An 18,153-nucleotide genomic window follows, 5' to 3' on the forward strand; every position below is an offset into this window, starting at 1 on the left:
TCCCGCCGGGCGGACGAGACTGCCGGGATGGCCGCCGAGGATGCACTGCCGGCACCCCGCCGACCCGATCCGCCCGGAACCATCGACGAGGGCGTCGGGTCCGGGCCGCCCGCGCGTACCCGGGTGGTGTTGGCCGAGGTGTCCCGCCGGCCGCACTGGCCGGCGGGTACCCACACCGAGCTGACCCAGCAGACCCGGGTCGGTGAGGCGCTCGTCCGCGGTCTGGTCCGCGCGCAACTGGCCCTGGCCCTGCAACTGTCGGCGGTGGTGCTGGTCGGGCTGGGCGGGCTGCCCTGGCTGTTCGCCATCGCCCCCTCGGTCGGCCGGATGACAGTGCTCGGCGTCAACCTGCCGTGGCTGCTGCTCGGGGTGCTCTCCTTCCCGTTCCTGGTGGCCGTCGGCTGGACGTACGTCCGACTGGCCGAGCGCAACGAGCAGGACTTCACCGACCTGGTCCAGCGGCCGGAGCGCTGACGTGGGCAACGATCTCGTCGTACCGGCGATCGTGGCGGTCACCCTGGTCACCGTCGCCATCGGCTTCTACGGGCTGCGGCTGGCCCGCACCACCTCCGACTTCCTGGTCGCCTCCCGGGTGGTCAGCCCCACCTGGAACGCTGCCGCGATCGGCGGCGAGTACCTGTCGGCGGCGAGTTTCCTCGGCGTCGCCGGGCTGATCCTCAAGTACGGCGTGGACGTGCTCTGGTACCCGGTCGGGTTCGCCGCCGGATACCTGGCCCTGCTGCTGTTCGTGGCCGCGCCGCTGCGCCGGTCCGGCGCGTTCACCCTGCCCGACTTCTGCGAGCTGCGGCTCGGATCCCGCCGGCTACGGACGCTGGCCACCGTCTTCGTGATCTTCATCGGCTGGCTCTACCTGGTGCCGCAGCTTCAGGGCGCCGGCCTGACGCTGGCCACGCTGGCCGGCTCGCCGTACCCGGTCGGTGCGCTTGTGGTGGCCGCCGTCGTGACCGCGAACGTGGCCCTGGGTGGGATGCGGGCGGTCACCTTCGTGCAGGCGTTCCAGTACTGGCTCAAGCTGACCGCGCTCGCCGTACCGGCGATCTTCCTGGCCCTGCAGTGGCAGTCCGACGGCCGTCCGGCGGTGACCCCGCCGGACGGGGCCACGTTCCGGACGGCAACCACAGTCGTGGTCGAGCAGCAGGCCGTGCTCACCCTCGCCGACGGCCAGACCCTGGAGGTACGCCCCGGCGACGAGCTGAGCTTCGCCCAGGGCGAACCGGTGCCGAAGGTCTCCGGGGTGGCCAACGGGGCCACCGACTGGTTGCTGCCCAGTGACGCCGGTTCCGACGATCGGGGACTGTTCGGCACGTACTCGCTGATCCTGGCCACCTTCCTGGGCACCATGGGGCTGCCGCACGTCCTGGTGCGCTTCTACACCAATCCCGACGGAGCCGCCGCCCGCCGGACCACCCTGGTGGTGCTGGCTCTGGTCGGCGTCTTCTACCTGCTGCCCACCATCTATGGCGTGCTGGGCCGGATCTACACACCGCAACTGCTGATCACCGGTCAGACCGACGCGGTGGTGGTGCTGCTGCCCGAGGCGGCACTCGGTGCCGGGACCACCGGTCGCCTACTGGCCGCGCTGGTCGCCGCCGGGGCGTTCGCGGCCTTCCTGTCCACCTCGTCCGGGCTGCTCACAAGCGTCGCCGGGGTGATCTCCACCGACGTGCTCGGTCGAGGTTCGGTGCGCGGCTTCCGGCTGGCGACGGTGATCGCCGGGGTGGTGCCGACGGTCCTCGCCCTCAACGTCTCCGGCCTGGACGTCTCGCAGGTGGTGGGCCTGGCGTTCGCGGTCGCCGCGTCCAGTTTCTGCCCGCTGCTGGTGCTCGGCATCTGGTGGCGGGGCCTCACCGACGCGGGTGCCGCCGCCGGCATTCTGGTCGGCGGCGGCGCCGCCGTGACCTCGGTCCTGATCACCGTCCTCGGTCCGGCCATGACCGGCTGGCCGGCCACCCTCATCGCCCAGCCGGCCGCCTGGACGGTGCCGCTGGCCTTCACGGTGATGATCGCGGTCTCGCTGGCCACCCGCCGCCGTGCCCCGGCCGACATCGGCCGCACCATGCTCCGCCTGCACGCCCCCGACGCCCTCCGCTCGTGAGGAAGCACCCTTCCGGAGCAGGCCCTGCTGCGGCAGGTGGCCGACCGGCTGCCCGCGCGGTGGCCCGGGCTTCCATGCTGGTCCGACTCGGGGATGAGCTGCGGATCCTCCTCCGGTCGGGCGGCGGGCTGGTCGGCACGGGATACGGTCGGGCGCATGACTGGTGAGCACCCGGCGCTGGCGCTACGCGGCCTGGCCAAGAGCTTCGACGGCAAGGTCGCGGTGGCCGGCGTGGATCTCGACGTCCCGGCCGGCTCGTTCTACGGGCTGCTCGGCCCGAACGGCGCCGGTAAGACCACCACCCTGTCCATGGCGGTCGGGCTGCTCCGGCCCGACGCCGGCGGCGCCTGGGTGCTGGGCCATGACGTGTGGGCCGACCCGGTCACCGCGAAGCAACTGCTCGGCGTCCTGCCGGACGGGGTACGCCTGTTCGACCGACTCAGCGGAGCCGAGCTGCTCGCGTACCACGGTCTGCTGCGCGGCATGGAGCCTGCCGTGGTCGACCAGCGGGCGGCCGAGCTGCTCGACGTGCTGGCCCTCGCCGACGCCGGTCGGACGCTGGTGGTCGACTACTCCGCCGGCATGAAGAAGAAGATCGGGCTGGCCTGTGCGTTGTTGCACGGGCCCCGGCTGCTCGTGCTTGACGAACCGTTCGAGGCGGTCGACCCGGTCTCGGCGGCGCTGATCCGGGACATCCTCAAGCGGTACGTGGCCGGCGGCGGGACGGTGGTCTTCTCCAGCCACGTCATGGAGGTCGTGCAACGGCTCTGCTCACACGTGGCGATCCTCGCCGAGGGGACCATCAAGCGGGTCGGCACCCTGGAGCAGGTACGCGGCGACCGTTCGCTGGAAGACGTCTTCGTCGAGGTGGTCGGCGGGCGTACCGCCACCGGTGAGGAGCTGGCGTGGCTGTCCCGGTGACCGCACCGGCGAACCGGGTGCGGCCGGTCTCGGCGCGTCACTTCGTCCGGCTCAAGCTGCGGGTGATGGGCAACAACTTCCGCGGTCAGGGCTGGCGGGTGGCGCTGTTCCTGGTCGGCTCGCTGATCGGGCTCTGGTTCGCGGTCGGTGCCTTCTTCGGCCTGGCGGCTCCCGGGCTGGTTGGCGACGACCGGTATGCCCTGCTGGTCGCCGCGTTCGCCGGTGGGCTGACGGTGCTCGGTTGGCTGCTGCTGCCGCTTGTCTTCTTCGGCGTCGACGAGACACTCGACCCGGCCCGGTTCGCGCTGCTGCCGCTGTCCCGACGCACCCTGGTGACCGGGCTGTTCGCGGCGGCGCTGGTGAGCGTACCCACTGTCGCCGTGCTGCTGGGCCTCTCCGGCCTGGTGGTCACCGCCGGGGTGTTCGGCGGCTGGTCGGCTGCCCTGGTCAGCGCCGTCGGGGTGGTCTGCGGGCTGCTCCTCTGCGTCGCCGGTGCCCGAGCGGTGACCAGCGCATTCGCCTCCATGCTGCGCTCCCGCCGGGTACGCGACCTGGCCGCCGTCCTGCTCGCGGTGCTCGCCGCGTCGCTCGGCCCGTTGCAACTCGCCGGCGTGGCGGCGATCCAGGACACCGACTGGGACCGGCTGACCGGCGTGGCGACGGTGATCGGCTGGACCCCCTTCGGTGCCCCGTGGACGGCGGGCATCGACGTGGCGCAGGGCCGGGCCTGGGCCGCACCCGTGAAGCTGCTGATCACCGTGGTGACGATCGTCGCGCTGCTGGCCTGGTGGTCACGCTCTCTGGAGTCGGCGATGGTGGGCGCGGCGAGTGCCGGACCCACCCGGGCGCGGCCCGGAGTCACCGGCGGCGTGGTGGCCCAGCTCTTTCCCCGGGCCGCCGGCTGGCTGCGCCGGGATCGCTTCGGTGCCCTGGTCGCCCGGGAGGCCCGCTACTGGTGGCGGGACGCCCGGCGACGCGCCAACCTGATCACCATCGCGGTGGTCGGTCTCTTCGTACCGGTGATCGTCAACTTCGGTGGACAGGGTTTCACGTTCGACAGCGACCAGGGTTTCAGCGCCGCGGGGGAATCCTCGCCGGTGCTGGTCAGCCTCTCGATGCTCTTCGTCGGGCTGCTCGCCGCCGTGACCCTGGCGAACCAGTTCGGCTTCGACGGCAGCGCGTACGCGGCGAACGTGGTGGCCGGCGTACCGGGTCGACTGGAGTTGCGCGCCCGGATCACCGGGTTCTCGCTCTACGTGCTGCCGATGCTGGCTGTGGTCGCCGTGGTGATCGCGCTGGTGCTCGGCGAGCCGACCTGGATCGGATTCATGGCGGGTGCGCTGGTCGCCACCTACGGTGCCGGGCTGGCGGTCAACTCGTTCGTCTCCGTGCTGGGCGCCTACTCGCTGCCGGAGATGAGCAACCCGTTCGCGATGAACAGCGGGGCCGGGGTGGTGAAGGGCATGCTGACGCTGCTGGCCATGGTGGCCACCAGCGCGCTCGCCGCACCGATGGTGCTCGCCGCGGCACTGCTCGGCGACGCCTGGCTCTGGCTGGGCCTGCCGTTGGGCGTCGCCTACGGCGTCGGCGCGGCGCTGCTCGGCGCCTACCTGGCCGGCGACGTGCTGGACCGTCGCCAACCCGAACTGCTCGCCCTGGTCACCCCGCGCCGCTGACCGCCGGCTGCTGGACCGCCGCTGACCGTCGCTGACTGTCGCTGACTGTCGCGCCAGATGCGGCATGTCGCGGCATCCCTTCCGAGAGACACCCCAACATGCCGCATCTTGCGAGCAACAGGCCGCGTGACGCCGGGCTCGCCGACTCGAAGCGGCAGCGGGCGGTGGCCTCGGACTTGCCATGTCGTGCTACCAGGTGAAGGCACAACCGCGACCTGGTGGTGATCGCGTGGACGACGCAGGACCTCGACCTCGACCTCGCTCCTGGACGGCCGCAGCTCCCGAACCCGAACCGGACTCGATCGACTGGACCGGGCGGCCGACGGCCGGGCACCGTTTCTGGATGACGAGTTCGTCCCCCGGCACGACGACGACCTGTTCGACGCAGACGAGCCGCTGACCCACGAGGAGCTTTTCGTCCCTCCGGATCTGGTCCCCTGGTGGATCAAGCGCGGCGAGGAGATCGACGGAATCGTGCTGGAGAACCAGGGGAATCTGCGTGAGCGGGTCAGGCGGCTCGGTGGGCCGGCAGGTTACGACACCTTCTGGGGCCTCGTGGCCGCCGAACCAGTGTCGGTGCTGCCAACCGTCCGGACCGCGATTCTGCTCTGGCGGGACCGCGAGTCTCAGCGACTGAACGAACCGTGGGTACGTCCGCTGGAGCTCGGCGTGGTGGTGGCCGCCGCAGCCGCGTTCGGCACTGTCGGTGGGCCCTCCGTCGCCGGGCTGGTGGCCTCCGCCACGAGCCTGGTCTTCGGGGTCATGTTCGTCGTGCTCGTCCTGCACTTCGCCCTCTCGTCCCGCACCACGGCCCTCAGCGCCGCGGTCCCGGCCGTGGCGTGCGTCGCGGTGTCGACCGTGCCGATGGTCCGCGAAACGCGGTGGTACGACCTCCTGGTGGGAGTCGCCTTCGCCGGTGCCGGTCTGGTCGCCGCAGCACTGTGGCCCTACGCGCGGTCCTGGTGGGCCGAGCGGCTCCGATGGAAAGATCCCGAATTGGCTCTGGTCGCCGCACTCCTGAAGTTCGGTGACCGTGTCGAGTCGGATCCCACCCCGCCGGACCGACGCCGGGCGGTGGCGGAACTCGACCGTGCCGCGCAGCGATTCGAGCTGTCGTGGCCGCGTGTGAACCGTACCGGCGTCGACATCACCGACCGGCAGTTGCGTGCGTGGGCCGGCCGGATCCGCGCCGAGACACGAGAGCTACAGCGCCTGTTCGCCTTCGGCGTCCCGCAGACGGTTCCCCTGCTGATGTCCACCTACGAACTGATCCAGGCGATCGTCAACCGCTATCCGCTCACCAGCCACGAGGAGGCGTGGACCCGACACGGCAGTTGGCGACGGCCACCGACATCCACAATCGGTCGGCTGTGGGTCGGCGGCAGACAGTTCGCTCGGTACGTACTTCGGTGCGCGCTCGCCGGCCTCATCGCGATCACCGCGTTGCTCCTACTCGCGGTCACGGTGTGGCCCGCGGTGCCGCCCTTCATCGGCACGCACGTCTCACCCGAACTCGGCTCGGCGCTGAGCTTCGACCCGACCGTGCGCGTGTTCGTCGCGGGAATCAGCCTGTCGTTGTTCCCCCTCGCCGCACGCGCGTTCACCCGCCGCCGCTGACCGTCGCGCCAGATGCGGCATGTCGCGGCATCCCTACCGGGAGATACCCCAACATGCCGCATCTCGCCAGCGGTAGCCGAGGCCGAGAACCGGGCAGACGGGTCACAATGTTTCACGTGAATCATGAGCCGGGTGCCCGGATCCACCACACCGACCCGTTCGCCGCGCCGGCTGACCAACGTTCGCCCGTACGCCGGCTGCGGGGGCGGCTCGCCGCGCCGGTGACCCTCTGGACGGCACCCGGGCCGGCCGGGCTGACGGTGTCGTCGACCCTGGTCGCCGAGGGTGAGCCGGGACGGCTGCTCGGACTGGTCGACGCCGAGTCGGAGCTGTGGGCGGCGGTCGAGGAGACGGGCCGGTTCGCGGTGACCCCGCTCGGTCCACCACATCGGCAGCTCGCCGACCGGTTCGCCGGTCTGTTCCCGTCCCCGGGTGGCCTTTTCGCCACCGGCACCTGGCTCGACACGCCGTACGGTCCGGTGCCGGGCGACGCGGGTGGCTGGGCCGGTTGCCGCCTCGACGGCAGCCGGGAGTACGGCTGGGGCCTGCTGGTGGAGGCGACCATCGAGCGCGTGGAGCTGACCGACGACGCCGAGCCGCTGCTGCACCACCGGGGCCGTTACCGGGAACTGGCCTGACCGTCACGACGGGCCCACCACCCGCTGCTTTAGGCTGACCAGTCATGAAGGTTGAGCAGCGCTTCGGTCCCGGTCATCGGATCCTGGTCACCGGCGGCGCCGGTTTTGTTCCGTCGCACCTGGTGGATTCCCTGATCGAACGCGGCTGCACAGTCGTCGTCCTCGACAACTTCGTCACCGGGTCCAAGGAAAACGTCGCGCACCTGCTCGACACGCCGAACTTCACCCTGGTGGAAGCCGACATCGCCGACGGCCTGCCCAGCCATCCGGCGTTGGCGGAACGATTCGACGCCATCCTGCACATGGCCTCACCGGCCAGCCCGACCGACTTCGAGAAGCTGCCGGTGGAGATCCTTCGGGTCGGCTCGGTGGCCACCCTGCACCTGCTGGAGCGGGCCGCCGCCGACGGCGCCCGGTTCCTGATGGCCTCCACCTCCGAGGCGTACGGCGACCCGAAGGAACACCCGCAGCGGGAGACGTACTGGGGCAACGTCAACCCGATCGGCATTCGCAGCGTCTACGACGAGGCGAAGCGGTTCTCGGAGGCCGCGACGATGGCGTACCGCCGCAGTCGCGGGGTGGACACCGCGATCGTGCGGATCTTCAACACCTACGGGCCGAGAATGCGGCCGGACGACGGGCGGGCCATCCCGACCTTCATCTCCCAGGCGCTACGCAACGAGCCGATCACCGTGCACGGGACCGGCAACCAGACCCGTTCCATCTGCTATGTCGCCGACCTGGTCCGGGGCATCCTGCTGCTGCTGGACTCCACCGAGAGCGGGCCGGTGAACTGCGGCACCGAGCACGAGATGAGCATGCGGGAGCTGGCCGAGACGATCGTGTCACTCTGCGGCAGCCGGTCCGAGGTGACCTACGTCACGCGCAGTGCCGACGACCCGGAGATGCGCCGTCCGGACCTCACCCTCGCCCGCGAAGCACTCGGCTACGAGCCCACCGTCGCTCCCGAGGAGGGACTGCGGCGCACCATCGACCACTTCCGCCAGCGGCTGGGGTAGTCGACACCGACCGCGCACCGCTCGGTAGGGGCGGGACTGGCTCGTGCTGCGTACATTGAGTTACATGTCAGCAGCCATTCCCGCCGCGCTACCGGCCCTCCGCCTGCACCGCAGCGCCGGCCGGGCAGCGGTGCCGGGCCCGGGACGCGGAAGCCGAGCCAACCCGCCGGCCGACACCCGGTGGCACCCGGCGTACGACGATGAGCCGAGTCCGGCCGGCGGCGCGGGAGGACCACGCGGTCCGCTGGGTCCGGGCGGGTCGGGCGGCGGTCCGTCACCGCGGCGCCGACCGCACTGGCGTCGCATCGCGCTGGTGGCCGGGGTCGCCGTGCTGGTGCTGGCCCTGATCGGCGGCGCGGGAGCCTGGTTCTACGCCCGCAGCCTCGACAACAACATGGCGCGGACCGACCCATTCTCGGAGATCACCGGTGACCGGCCGCCGAAGGCGGTCAACGGCGCGCTGAACATCCTGATGGTGGGCACCGACTCACGGGATCCGGACGCGCCGATGGACCGGGCCGGCGAGTGGCGGGCCGACACGATCATCGTCATGCACATCCCCGCCGACCACAAGCAGGCGTACCTCGTCTCCATCCCGCGGGATCTCTACGTGCCGATTCCGGAGAGCGCCGGGGCCGGATGTGAGACGGGCCAACGACGCAAGATCAACGCCGCCTTCGCGTTCGGCGGACTGCCCCTGGCGGTACGCACTGTCGAGTGCTTCACCGACGTGCACATCGATCACGTGATGGCCATCGACTTCGCCGGGTTCAAGCAGGTCACCGACGCCCTCGGCGGGGTGGACCTGGAGGTGGAGCGGACCATCACCTCGATCCACAAGCCGTACCGGAAGTTCACCAAGGGCACCAACCACATGAACGGCACCGAGGCCCTGGACTGGATCCGCCAGCGCAAGCAGTTCCCGGACGGCGACTTCGCCCGGATGCGCCACCAGCAGGATTTCCTGCGGGCGCTGATGGACAAGGCGGCCAGCTCGGGCACGCTTACCAACCCGAAGAAGCTCAACGCCTTCCTCCAGTCGGTCACCGAAGCGGTCACCGTCGACCAGGGCTTCTCGCTCACCGACATGGCGGTGCAGTTCCGCAACCTGCGGGGCGAGAACCTGACCTTCGTCACCAGCCCGCACCTGGGCAGCCAGACCATCAACGGCGAGTCGGTGGTCGTCTCGGACCGGGAGAAGGCGTTGACCATGTACCGGGCGATGGCTGCGGACACGATGGCCGACTGGATGCAGGCCAACAAGCAGCCGACGAACGGCAACGGCTGAGCACCAGCGACCACCGGAACGGCCGATCGTCCACTTAGTTGTGGACGATCGGCCAAACCAGCAGGATGACGCGGCGGAGAACGTGAACTGGACACCACACGAACTCGCCAGCACCGGAATGCGAACGTAAAGTGTTCCCGCCCCCTTCTGCGTACACGAGCTGGAGCACGCATGCCGGTTCACAGCCCCTCCCTGCTTGAGCCGCCGCGTGCGTCCGCCGCCCCGCCGACCCGCACGAACGAGGGTCCCGGCAAGTCCGGCAAGAAGCGCAGCCGGCGCAAGGATCCGCTCTGGGCCCGGCTCACCGTGATCTTCGGTGCCGCGCTGATGATGACCAGCGGTGTGGCGATCGTCGGCAGCAAGGCGCTGATCAGTCAGGCCACCGGCAGCATTTCCCAGCGCAACCTGCTCGGTGAGGCCGGTAAGACCTCCGCGGAGGGTGGGGCCGATCTCAAGGGTCCGATCGACATGCTGCTGCTGGGGGTCGACGCCCGGGAGCGGTGGGCGGCGGACGACGTACGCGCGGACAGCATCATCGTGCTGCACATCCCGGCCACCCACGACCAGGCGTACCTGATCTCGATCCCGCGGGACACCGAGGCGCGGATCCCGGCGTTCGAGAAGACCGGTTACCCGGGCGGCGTCGGCAAGATCAACGGCGCGTTCCAGGCCGGTGCCCAGAACGGCGGCGGCTGGGAGGGCGGCGCCCAGTTGATGGCGCAGACCATCAAGGGCATGACCGGGGTCAGCTTCGACGGTGCGGCGATCATCAACTTCGGCGGCTTCAAGAACGTCATCGACGCCCTCGGCTCGGTGCGCATCTGCCCGAAGCAGGAGGTCACCTCGATCCACATGTCGTACGTCGACGGCAAGCCGATGTGGAACGCGGACGCCAAGAAGACCGGCAAGTCGCGTACCCCGGTGGTGCACAAGAAGGGCTGCCAGGAGATGGAGGGCTGGGCGGCCCTGGACTTCTCCCGCCAGCGGTACGGCCTCAAGAACAGCGACTACGACCGCCAGCAGAACCAGCAGCAGCTGATCAAGGCGATGGCCAAGAAGGCCACCCAGAACGGGAGCCTGACCAACCCGGTCAAGCTGAACGAGCTGATCAAGGCGGCCGGCAAGGCGTTCATCCTGGACACCGGTGGCGTGCCGGTGGAGGATTTCGTCTTCACCATGCGCGGAGTGACCGGCAACGAGCTGATCATGCTGAAGACCAACGGCGGCACGTACAACGCCAAGGGCAACGGCACCGAGGCGCTCAGCGAGCAGACCCTGGACATGTTCCAGGCGGTCCGGAAGGACAAGCTCGCCGAGTTCGTCTTCTACAACCCCGAGGTGATCTCTTCACGGAAGTGACGGGTGGGGCAGCGCGATAGCCGAAACCACCGTCACTCTTCGTGACACTTCCGTAGCCTGATGTGAGTCAGATTCACGTCAGGTTCGCGGGAGGAACGTCACGGCCAGGAGGCGTACGAGCGGAGAGCGGGCACCGGGCGCGCGTACCCGGCGACCGCGGTGGCCTCGCGTACTGCTCGGTATCGGGCTGGCGGCGATGCTGCTGGCCACGGTCGCGGTGGTCGGGCTCCGGATGCTGACCGACCGGTACGAGAGCACCATGACCCGGGCGGAGCTGCTCGACCCGAGCGCCCGCGCCGACCGTACCGACCTGGACGGCCCGCTCAACTACCTGCTCGTCGGCTCGGACCGCCGGCCCGGTGACGCCGGATCCGAGCAGCGCACCGACACCATCCTGATCGTGCACGTGCCGCCCGGGCTACGCGAGGGCTATCTGGTCTCCGTGCCGCGCGACCTGCTGGTGACGATCCCGCCGGGCGGCGGCTACCCCGGCGGTGAGGACAAGATCAATACGGCGTACGAGTACGGTGGCGGCGGCCGGCCCGGTGCGCACCTGCTCTCGGCCACCCTGACCCGGCTCACCGGCATCCGCTTCGACGGCGCCGCACTCGTCGACTTCGCCGGTCTCCGGAACGTGATCGACCTGCTCGGCGGGGTCGACATGTGCGTACGCGACGAGGTGAAGTCGATCCACACCGACCGGGTCTTCCGTCCCGGCTGCCAGCGGATGGACGGCGACCAGGCGCTTGACTACGTGCGCCAGCGCTACGACCTGCCGGGCGGCGACTACGACCGGCAGACCCACCAGCAACAGCTGTTGGGGGCGATGCTGGCGCAGGCCGGTGAGACCCGACTCCGCACCGACCCGGTACGGCTGCACCGGCTGATCGGGGCCGTCGGCGGCTCCCTGACCCTGGACACCAACGGCGTGCCGGTGGAGGACCTGCTGCTCGCGCTGCACGGACTGGCCACCGACGGGCTACGGGGCGTGCAGGTACCGTCCTACCCCCAGATGATCGACCAGGTGTCCTACGTCCGGCTCGACGACGAGGGTGACGGGCTGTTCGAGGCGGTGCGCGGCAGCCGGATGTCGGAGTGGGCCGGTGCGCATCCGCGCTGGGTGACCCGGCTCTGACCGGCCCGGGGACCGGGCCCGCCGGGGCAACGCCGTCCGGTCGCGGGCCGCCGCCCCACGAGGTTCTAGGCTTGGTACCCGTGTTCGGACCTCAGATACCCACCGTGACCGTTCCCGAGATCAACGATCAGACGTACCTGCTCGATGTCCGGGAGGACGACGAGTGGCGCGCTGGTCACGCCCCGGGCGCCCACCACCTGCCGATGATGGAACTACCGGCCCGGCTGGCCGAGGTGCCGACCGACCGGGACGTGGCCGTCATCTGCCGCTCCGGCGGTCGCTCCGCTCAGGTCGTCGCGTATCTGCTGCGTAACGGCTGGGAGCAGGTGAGCAACGTCGCCGGCGGGATGGACGACTGGGCGGCGGCCGGTCGACCGGTGGTCGGCTCGGACGGGCAGCCGGGCCGGGTCCTGTAGGAAGCGAGCCGTGGACGGACCCCTCGTCTTCGCCCACCGTGGCGCCTCGTACGACCTGCCCGAGCACACCCTCGCCGCCTATCTGCGCGCTCTCGACGAGGGTGCCGACGGGCTGGAGTGCGACGTCCGGTTGACCCGCGACGGGCACCTGGTCTGCGTACACGACCGGCGGCTGGACCGGACCAGCAACGGCCGGGGTCTGGTCAGTGCCCGGACGCTCGCCGAGTTGGAGCAGTTGGATTTCGGTTCCTGGCATCCAGGAGGTGTTCCGGCCAACGGCGACGAGGTGCTCGACGATTCGCACACCCGACTGCTCACCCTCGAACGGCTGCTGACGGCGGTGCTGGCCGCCGGTCGGCCCGTCCGGCTGCTGGTGGAGACCAAACATCCGTCCCGCTACGGCGGCAACGTGGAGCGGCGGCTGGTCGCCCTGCTGCGCCGGTACGGTCTGGTCGACCCGCACCCGGACGCACTCGTACGGGTCACCGTGATGTCGTTCTCCCCGCTGGCGGTACGCCGGATCCGGGCACTGGCCCCCGCGCTACCGACCGTGCTCCTGCTGGAGGTGCTGCCTCGCTGGTTGCCCATGGGGCGGCTGCCGTTCGGTGCCGGCATCGCCGGACCGGGGATCGCGCTGGTCCGCGCCCGTCCCGCCCTGGTGCCGGCGCTGCGGGCAGCCGGCAACCAGGTCTACGTCTGGACCGTGAACGAGCCGGCCGATCTCGACCTCGTGCTGGCGGCGGGGGTGGACGGCGTGATCACCGACCGCCCGGCGCAGACTCTCGCCCGGTTGCACAGGTAGTCAGAGCCTGAGGCCGCTCGGGGGTGCCCGGGAACGCGGACGGCAGGCAGACTCGGGGTCATGCCGGACCGCACCGACTACTCCGCTCTCATCGCCGGGCACACAGCCGTCATCGAGATGATCAACTCCGGTGACGCGGGTCTGCCGGTGCTGACCCAGCTGCTCCGGGTGGCCCAGCCGGCACTCGGTGCCGCCGGGATGGCGTTCGTGGAGTTCGCGCCCAGCGGCGGCCGGGTGATCGCCGCCACCGGCGCCGCCGAGTGGACCGTCGGCCGGCCGCTGCCGGCCAACGATCCGGTCACCAGCTGCCTGCTCGCCGGCCCCCGGGTGCAGTGCGTCCGAACCGACCAGTTCACCAACCCGCTCACCAGCGAGCTGGCCCAGCGCGGCCTGCGGCGGATGGTCGTCTCCCGGGCCGAGATCGCTGGCCACACCGTCGGCAGCCTGCACGCCCTCTACCTCGCTGGCGACGAGGAACCCACAGCCGAGCACCGTGGCGTGGTCGGTTACCTCGGCTCCTGCATCGCCCACATGTACGGCGATCAGAGCGGCCTGCCGGTGCACGGCGACGGTCCGGTGGTCGCGGCGCTCGCCGACGGTCTGGCCGTGGTGGACCGGGACGCCACGGTCCGGCTCTGGAATCCGGCCGCCGCGCAGGTGACCGGCCGGTCCACCGCGGAGGCGATCAACCAGCCGCTGCCCTTTCCGCTCCCGCCCTCCGGGCAGGTCCTCGATCATCGCCTGCCGAGCGGGCGCTGGCTGCGGATCACCTCGGGTGAGCTGCCGGGCCCCGGCGCCCTGCGGGTGGTGAGCTTCCGGGACACCACCGACCAGCAGCGGCACGACCACGAGCGGGATCTCTTCGTCGCGGTCACCAGCCACGAGTTGCGTACCCCGGTCACGGTCATCAAGGGCTACGCGGACACCCTCACCGACCACTGGGAGTCGCTGAGCGATACCGACCGGCGGCAGGCCGCCCGGGTGATCGGCCAGCGGGCCAACGAACTGGCCCGGCTGCTCGACCGGCTGCTCGCCTCAGCGGCCGAGGCGTGGCCGGGCGACGGGCCGCCAGCGCCCTTCGACCTCACCGAGACGCTCCGGGTCGCGATCGCCGACCTGCCCACGGACCTGCGGCGGCGGATCACCCTTGAAGTGCCGGCCGAGTTGCCCAGGGCGATCGGCCATCGGCAGAGCCTGGCCACCGTGCTCACCGAACTCGTCACAAACGCCGGAAAGTACTCCCCGCCCGACTCGCCGATCGACGTCGCCGCCGGTGCCGACGGCCAGACCGTCTGCTTCCGGGTCAGCGACCGGGGCATCGGCGTACGCCCGGAGCACGTGGAACGGGCCTTCGACCGGTTCTGGCAGGGCGACTCCGGCGACCGACGTCGCTATCCCGGCACCGGTCTCGGCCTCTATCTCGTGCGCCGGATCGTTGAACAACAGAATGGGTGGGTATTCCTTCGCCCGAGAAATGGTGGGGGTACGGTCGCAGAGGTGCGGCTGCCCCGCAGGTGACAGTGGGGGTCACGGGGCGAAAGAGGGGCAGAGGTGGCGACGACAGCTGTCGAACGGGCGTGGTGCGTGGTGGTGCCGCACCATGCCAGTGGGGCGCGGATCGCCCGGCACCGGCTCGCCGCCGAGCTGGCCGGCAGCGTCTCCCCGGCGATGCTGGCGGATCTGGTAGCGGTCCTGGCCGAGCTGGTGGGTAACGCGGTCCGGCATGCCGACCCGCTGCCGGGCGGCGTGGTCCGGGTCGCCTGGCGGCTGCGCCACGCTCCCGAGGGGCCGCAGCTCCGGCTGCGGGTCACCGACGGCGGCGCGTCGGGTGGCCCGCGGATCCGCCCGCCGGACCCGAACGCGGCCGACGGTCGGGGCCTGCACATCGTCTCCGGCCTGGCGACCAGTTGGGGCGTGGAGCGCGACGGTCTCGGTCAGAGCGTCTGGGCCGACTTCGAACCGGTCGCCGACCAGACGGCGTTGGTGACCTCCGGCTGAGCCGGTCGGTCGACCGGTTGTCGGGTCCGGCCCCACCCTCCACCAGAGGGCTCCGGCGCCTGTGTCACCCGCTAGGCTGTGTCGCCGTGAGCAAGCGTCGAAAGAACCAGCGGGCCGCCGCTGCGTCCGGCAAGCGGGAACGGGTCCGGGACGTCTTCGTGCCCCGGCCCTTCGAGGGGCTGGTGGACGAGCCCGAGTGGATCGCCCTGCGGGAGCTGGTGCCAGCCGCTTCCGCGCCGCTGCGGCTCGCCCCGGCGCTCGTCGAGGAGCACGGCGACCGGCCGGTGACGCTGGCCACCGTGCTGCCGATGGCCGCCCCCGCGATGAGCCGGGAGGACGGCCACATCTTCATCGGGCTCCAGCGTCATCTCCAGTCCGGTGACGTCTCCCGTGACCTGGCCGAATCGCTGCTCTGCGCACTGCGTACCGCCCCCGGTGCCCAGGTCGCGGTGCCGCCGCTGCCCGGCCCCGGTTCCCGGTTGCAGGACATCCTGGTCGACGGGCCGTTGGAGATCAGCCTGCACGAGGGCTTCGAGTTCTGGCTGGCCCCGGCGGCCGCCGAGGACCCGACCGTGCGGGCTTCCCTGGAGCGGGCCAACGCGGCGATCTATCCCACCGTGCGACTGACCGCCGCGCGTGCCGCGTACTGGTGCCAGGTGACGGACAAGGCCCACGTCCGCTGGGTGCTGCCCGAGGCCGAGGAGGCCGCCCTGGACGCGCTGGCCCGGCTCGGCGCGGCCGGCTCGCTCACCCTCGGCGACCAGACCCGGTTCGCCGGCATGTTCCGCGCCCACGGGCGGCTGGTGCCGGTCTGGGACCTGCCCGAGGAGATCCCGGCCGGTGACTGGGAGCAGCCGGTCGCCGACTTCGCCAAGCGGTACGCCGACGCCCTGGCCGAGACCGGCCCGCTCGACGCCGACGCCCGCCGGTCCCGCCAGGGGCTGCTCGGCCGCCAGCTCACCCTGCGCTGACCGCGACCCCGACTGTTGATTCGCCCGCCGGGCACCTGCTCCACCCGGCCGTCAGGAAGGTGCCCTGCCCGGCTCCCGCAGCAGCGGGCAGGACATGCAGCGGGGGCCGCCGCGCCCCGAGCCCAGCTCCGAGCCGGCAATCGGAATGAGTTCGATGCCGGCCCGCTCCAACTGGGCGTTGGTCTCGACGTTGCGCTCGTAGCCGACGCAGAGTCGGGGCGCGAGCGCCAAGGTGTTGTTGCCGTCGTCCCACTGCTCCCGCTCGGCGGTCACCGGGTCGAGCCCGGTGTCGATCACCCGTAGCCGGTCCAGGTCCATCGCGTCGGCAGCGGCCCGCAGGAACGGCGCCGGCCCGTCGACCCGCGGGTCCGCACCGTCGGCACCGGCGATGACGGTGTACGCCGACAGGCTGCTGGCCACGTTCGGGTACATCAGCACCGCGTCGACGTCGACCATCGTGCAGATCGTGTCCAGGTGCATGGTGGCCCGTTCCTGGGCGATCGGTACGACGAGGATGGTGTGCGCCAGCCCGGCCGCGAAGACCCGACGCGCGAGCCGCTCGGCGCCGGCGGGTGTCGTCCGCTCGCCGACCCCGACGGCCAGCACGCCGGGTGCCAGCAGCAGCACGTCCCCACCTTCCAGGGGCTCCAGGCCCGGGCGGTAGACGAACTCGGTGCCGGCGAACCGGGGATGGTGACGGTAGATCGCGTCGGTAAGTGTGGTCTCCCGCCGCCGGGCGGGCATCGCCAGACTCGTCACACCCACCCGGTCGCCGATCCACAGTGACGAGTCGCGGGTGAACAGCAGGTTGGGCAGCGGGTCGATGATGAAGTCGTGGCGGTCCATCAGGGTGTAGACGAGCCCACCCCGGCGGTCCCGGCCGAGCCGCAACTCCTCGTGGGCCAGGCCGGCGACGAGGACACTGGCCAACGCGGCCGGGTCGAGGTACGCCAGATGTGCGGCGACCCGCGCGCGCAGGGTGTCGCCGAGCCGGGGCGAGTTGAGCACCTCGTCGGTCAGCTCCGTCCGGGCCTCCGCCACGGCCAGCGTCTCGGTGAGCAGGTCGGTCAGGTAGAGCACCTCGACACCGCGTTCCCGCAGGGCTCCCGCGAAGGCGTCGTGCTCCTCCTGCGCCCGACCCACCCACGGGATCGCGTCGAAGAGCAGCGAATCGTTGTTGCGCGGGGTCAGCCGGGCGAGTTCCGGCCCCGGCCGGTGCAAAAGGACGGTGCCGAGCCGGCCGACCTCACTGTCCACGTGGTGGCTCACCCCCGCAGCGTAGGGCAGGGTTTGGCGGCATCCGGTAAAACAACCGTGGGTGAATATGGCATTCATCCACAGTCATTCCGGCGCTCCGGCTTGCCGACCACCGGGACTGGCAACGTAGGGTAGTGAGAACGTAACTTCGAGGGACCTTTTGCCGGAGGTCGCGATGACTGTCTTCCCCGCACGTCGAGCCGTACCGTCCGCCAGGGCGCTGCCGCCAGTGGCGGTACCGCACCCCCGGGTCGAGTCTCCCGGGGTGGTCGCAGCTCCTCGCCCGTCTCCGTTGGAGTGGGCCCGCCGCCGCCGGGCGGAGCGGGGGGCGCGACGGCTGGAAGCGGCCGGTGCCCGCGCTCTCGGTCAACTCGACCATCTCGGGCCGGCCTGGCACGTCATCGACTGGCCCCGCACCGACGTGGCCGATGCCCTCCTCGACGACCATGCGGACAACCGGGCCGGGTTCCTGGCCATCGGCCCGAGCGGGCTCTTCGCCGTCACCATCGCCGACCACGGCCGGGCCCGCGTCCTGGTCGCCGGTGACGTGGTGCAGATCAACGGCAAGCGCCCGCCCTACGTGGCCGAGGCACGTCGCGACGCCCGACGGGCGAGCAAGGCGCTGACCGCGGCCGTCGGCCACCCGATCCCGGTGACCCCGGTGCTCACCTTCGTGGGCTCCGGGGTGATCAGCGTCTACGGTCTGCCGAAGGACTGCCTCATGGCGACCCACCGGGAGCTGGACCGGCTCCTCGTGGCCGGCGGAAACCGGATCAGCCCGGCCACCGCCGAGAAGCTGTCCCGGGTCGCGCAGCACCCAGGCACCTGGGGCGACAGCGGTTACCCGCCGGCTGCGGACTACCGGTGGTACGAGGACGGCCGAATGGCCGCTGACAAGCCGACCGGCCGCCGGTAACGTCAGCGGCGACGCCACGCGGCC

16 protein-coding genes and 1 pseudogene are annotated in these 18,153 nt (G+C 71.2%); 16 read left to right on the forward strand and 1 reads right to left on the reverse strand.

What is annotated here, in order from left to right:
• The first annotated feature begins 27 nt into the window (after nt 1-27).
• The 15 genes and pseudogenes from ACN26Z_RS01825 to ACN26Z_RS01895 all read left to right on the forward strand — a co-directional run bounded on the left by ACN26Z_RS01825 (nt 28) and on the right by ACN26Z_RS01895 (nt 15,956).
• A complete protein-coding gene (locus ACN26Z_RS01825) occupies nt 28-474 on the forward strand; it encodes a hypothetical protein (RefSeq protein ID WP_232511461.1) in 447 nt (148 codons plus the stop codon).
• A 1-nt stretch (nt 475) separates the two neighbouring features.
• A complete protein-coding gene (locus ACN26Z_RS01830; RefSeq protein ID WP_282236393.1) occupies nt 476-2,116 on the forward strand; it encodes a cation acetate symporter in 1,641 nt (546 codons plus the stop codon).
• A 156-nt stretch (nt 2,117-2,272) separates the two neighbouring features.
• Entirely contained in the window at nt 2,273-3,037 is a 765-nt protein-coding gene (locus ACN26Z_RS01835; protein ID WP_421459707.1) for an ABC transporter ATP-binding protein, read from the forward strand.
• A complete protein-coding gene (locus ACN26Z_RS01840; RefSeq protein ID WP_421459708.1) occupies nt 3,022-4,713 on the forward strand; it encodes an ABC transporter permease in 1,692 nt (563 codons plus the stop codon). The genes ACN26Z_RS01835 and ACN26Z_RS01840 overlap by 16 nt, the downstream gene beginning before the upstream one ends.
• 474 nt (nt 4,714-5,187) lie before the next feature.
• The gene (locus ACN26Z_RS01845; RefSeq protein WP_421459710.1) at nt 5,188-6,330 is read left to right on the forward strand and encodes a hypothetical protein; all 1,143 of its coding nucleotides are present in this window, start codon (nt 5,188-5,190) and stop codon (nt 6,328-6,330) included.
• A 101-nt stretch (nt 6,331-6,431) separates the two neighbouring features.
• Nucleotides 6,432-6,968 (forward strand): annotated as a pseudogene (locus ACN26Z_RS01850) (flavin reductase family protein); the annotation flags it as partial.
• 44 nt (nt 6,969-7,012) lie between these two features.
• On the forward strand, nt 7,013-7,987 hold the full coding sequence (locus ACN26Z_RS01855; RefSeq protein WP_421459711.1) for an NAD-dependent epimerase/dehydratase family protein: 975 nt from the start codon (nt 7,013-7,015) through the stop codon (nt 7,985-7,987).
• Between the two features lie 64 nt (nt 7,988-8,051).
• Nucleotides 8,052-9,275, forward strand: a complete 1,224-nt coding sequence (locus ACN26Z_RS01860) for an LCP family protein (protein WP_421459713.1) — start codon at nt 8,052-8,054, stop codon at nt 9,273-9,275.
• Between the two features lie 171 nt (nt 9,276-9,446).
• Entirely contained in the window at nt 9,447-10,634 is a 1,188-nt protein-coding gene (locus ACN26Z_RS01865; protein WP_421459715.1) for an LCP family protein, read from the forward strand.
• Between the two features lie 196 nt (nt 10,635-10,830).
• Nucleotides 10,831-11,769 carry an LCP family protein gene (locus ACN26Z_RS01870; protein WP_421459717.1) on the forward strand — a complete coding sequence of 313 codons (939 nt, stop codon included), beginning with the start codon at nt 10,831-10,833 and terminating at the stop codon, nt 11,767-11,769.
• 80 nt (nt 11,770-11,849) lie between these two features.
• Complete coding sequence (locus ACN26Z_RS01875) at nt 11,850-12,185, forward strand: rhodanese-like domain-containing protein (protein ID WP_093410808.1); 336 nt, start codon at nt 11,850-11,852, stop codon at nt 12,183-12,185.
• A gap of 10 nt (nt 12,186-12,195) precedes the next feature.
• The gene (locus ACN26Z_RS01880; RefSeq protein ID WP_282236386.1) at nt 12,196-12,987 is read left to right on the forward strand and encodes a glycerophosphodiester phosphodiesterase; all 792 of its coding nucleotides are present in this window, start codon (nt 12,196-12,198) and stop codon (nt 12,985-12,987) included.
• A 60-nt stretch (nt 12,988-13,047) separates the two neighbouring features.
• On the forward strand, nt 13,048-14,505 hold the full coding sequence (locus tag ACN26Z_RS01885; RefSeq protein WP_421459719.1) for an ATP-binding protein: 1,458 nt from the start codon (nt 13,048-13,050) through the stop codon (nt 14,503-14,505).
• Between the two features lie 33 nt (nt 14,506-14,538).
• Entirely contained in the window at nt 14,539-14,985 is a 447-nt protein-coding gene (locus ACN26Z_RS01890; RefSeq protein WP_093410814.1) for an ATP-binding protein, read from the forward strand.
• Between the two features lie 86 nt (nt 14,986-15,071).
• Nucleotides 15,072-15,956 carry a DUF5926 family protein gene (locus ACN26Z_RS01895; protein WP_421459721.1) on the forward strand — a complete coding sequence of 295 codons (885 nt, stop codon included), beginning with the start codon at nt 15,072-15,074 and terminating at the stop codon, nt 15,954-15,956.
• 51 nt (nt 15,957-16,007) lie between these two features.
• Here the strand turns inward: ACN26Z_RS01895 and ACN26Z_RS01900 are convergent, their stop codons facing one another.
• Nucleotides 16,008-17,225 carry an arginine deiminase gene (locus tag ACN26Z_RS01900; RefSeq protein WP_396887407.1) on the reverse strand — a complete coding sequence of 406 codons (1,218 nt, stop codon included), beginning with the start codon at nt 17,223-17,225 and terminating at the stop codon, nt 16,008-16,010.
• A gap of 163 nt (nt 17,226-17,388) precedes the next feature.
• Here ACN26Z_RS01900 and ACN26Z_RS01905 point away from each other — a divergent pair, with 163 nt between their 5' ends.
• Entirely contained in the window at nt 17,389-18,129 is a 741-nt protein-coding gene (locus tag ACN26Z_RS01905; RefSeq protein ID WP_093410820.1) for a hypothetical protein, read from the forward strand.
• Nucleotides 18,130-18,153: the final 24 nt, after the last annotated feature.

Source organism: Verrucosispora sp. WMMD703 (assembly GCF_049178935.1).
Classification (GTDB): Bacteria; Actinomycetota; Actinomycetes; order Mycobacteriales; family Micromonosporaceae; genus Micromonospora; species Micromonospora sediminimaris.

Bases quoted from the DNA above. Each gene is read 5' to 3' on its own strand.
- ACN26Z_RS01825 (WP_232511461.1), top strand. From the start codon at position 28: ATGGCCGCCGAGGATGCACTGCCGGCACCCCGCCGACCCGATCCGCCC.
- ACN26Z_RS01835 (WP_421459707.1), top strand. From the start codon at position 2,273: ATGACTGGTGAGCACCCGGCGCTGGCGCTACGCGGCCTGGCCAAGAGC.
- ACN26Z_RS01855 (WP_421459711.1), top strand. From the start codon at position 7,013: ATGAAGGTTGAGCAGCGCTTCGGTCCCGGTCATCGGATCCTGGTCACC.
- ACN26Z_RS01860 (WP_421459713.1), top strand. From the start codon at position 8,052: ATGTCAGCAGCCATTCCCGCCGCGCTACCGGCCCTCCGCCTGCACCGC.
- ACN26Z_RS01865 (WP_421459715.1), top strand. From the start codon at position 9,447: ATGCCGGTTCACAGCCCCTCCCTGCTTGAGCCGCCGCGTGCGTCCGCC.
- ACN26Z_RS01870 (WP_421459717.1), top strand. From the start codon at position 10,831: ATGCTGCTGGCCACGGTCGCGGTGGTCGGGCTCCGGATGCTGACCGAC.
- ACN26Z_RS01885 (WP_421459719.1), top strand. From the start codon at position 13,048: ATGCCGGACCGCACCGACTACTCCGCTCTCATCGCCGGGCACACAGCC.
- ACN26Z_RS01905 (WP_093410820.1), top strand. From the start codon at position 17,389: ATGACTGTCTTCCCCGCACGTCGAGCCGTACCGTCCGCCAGGGCGCTG.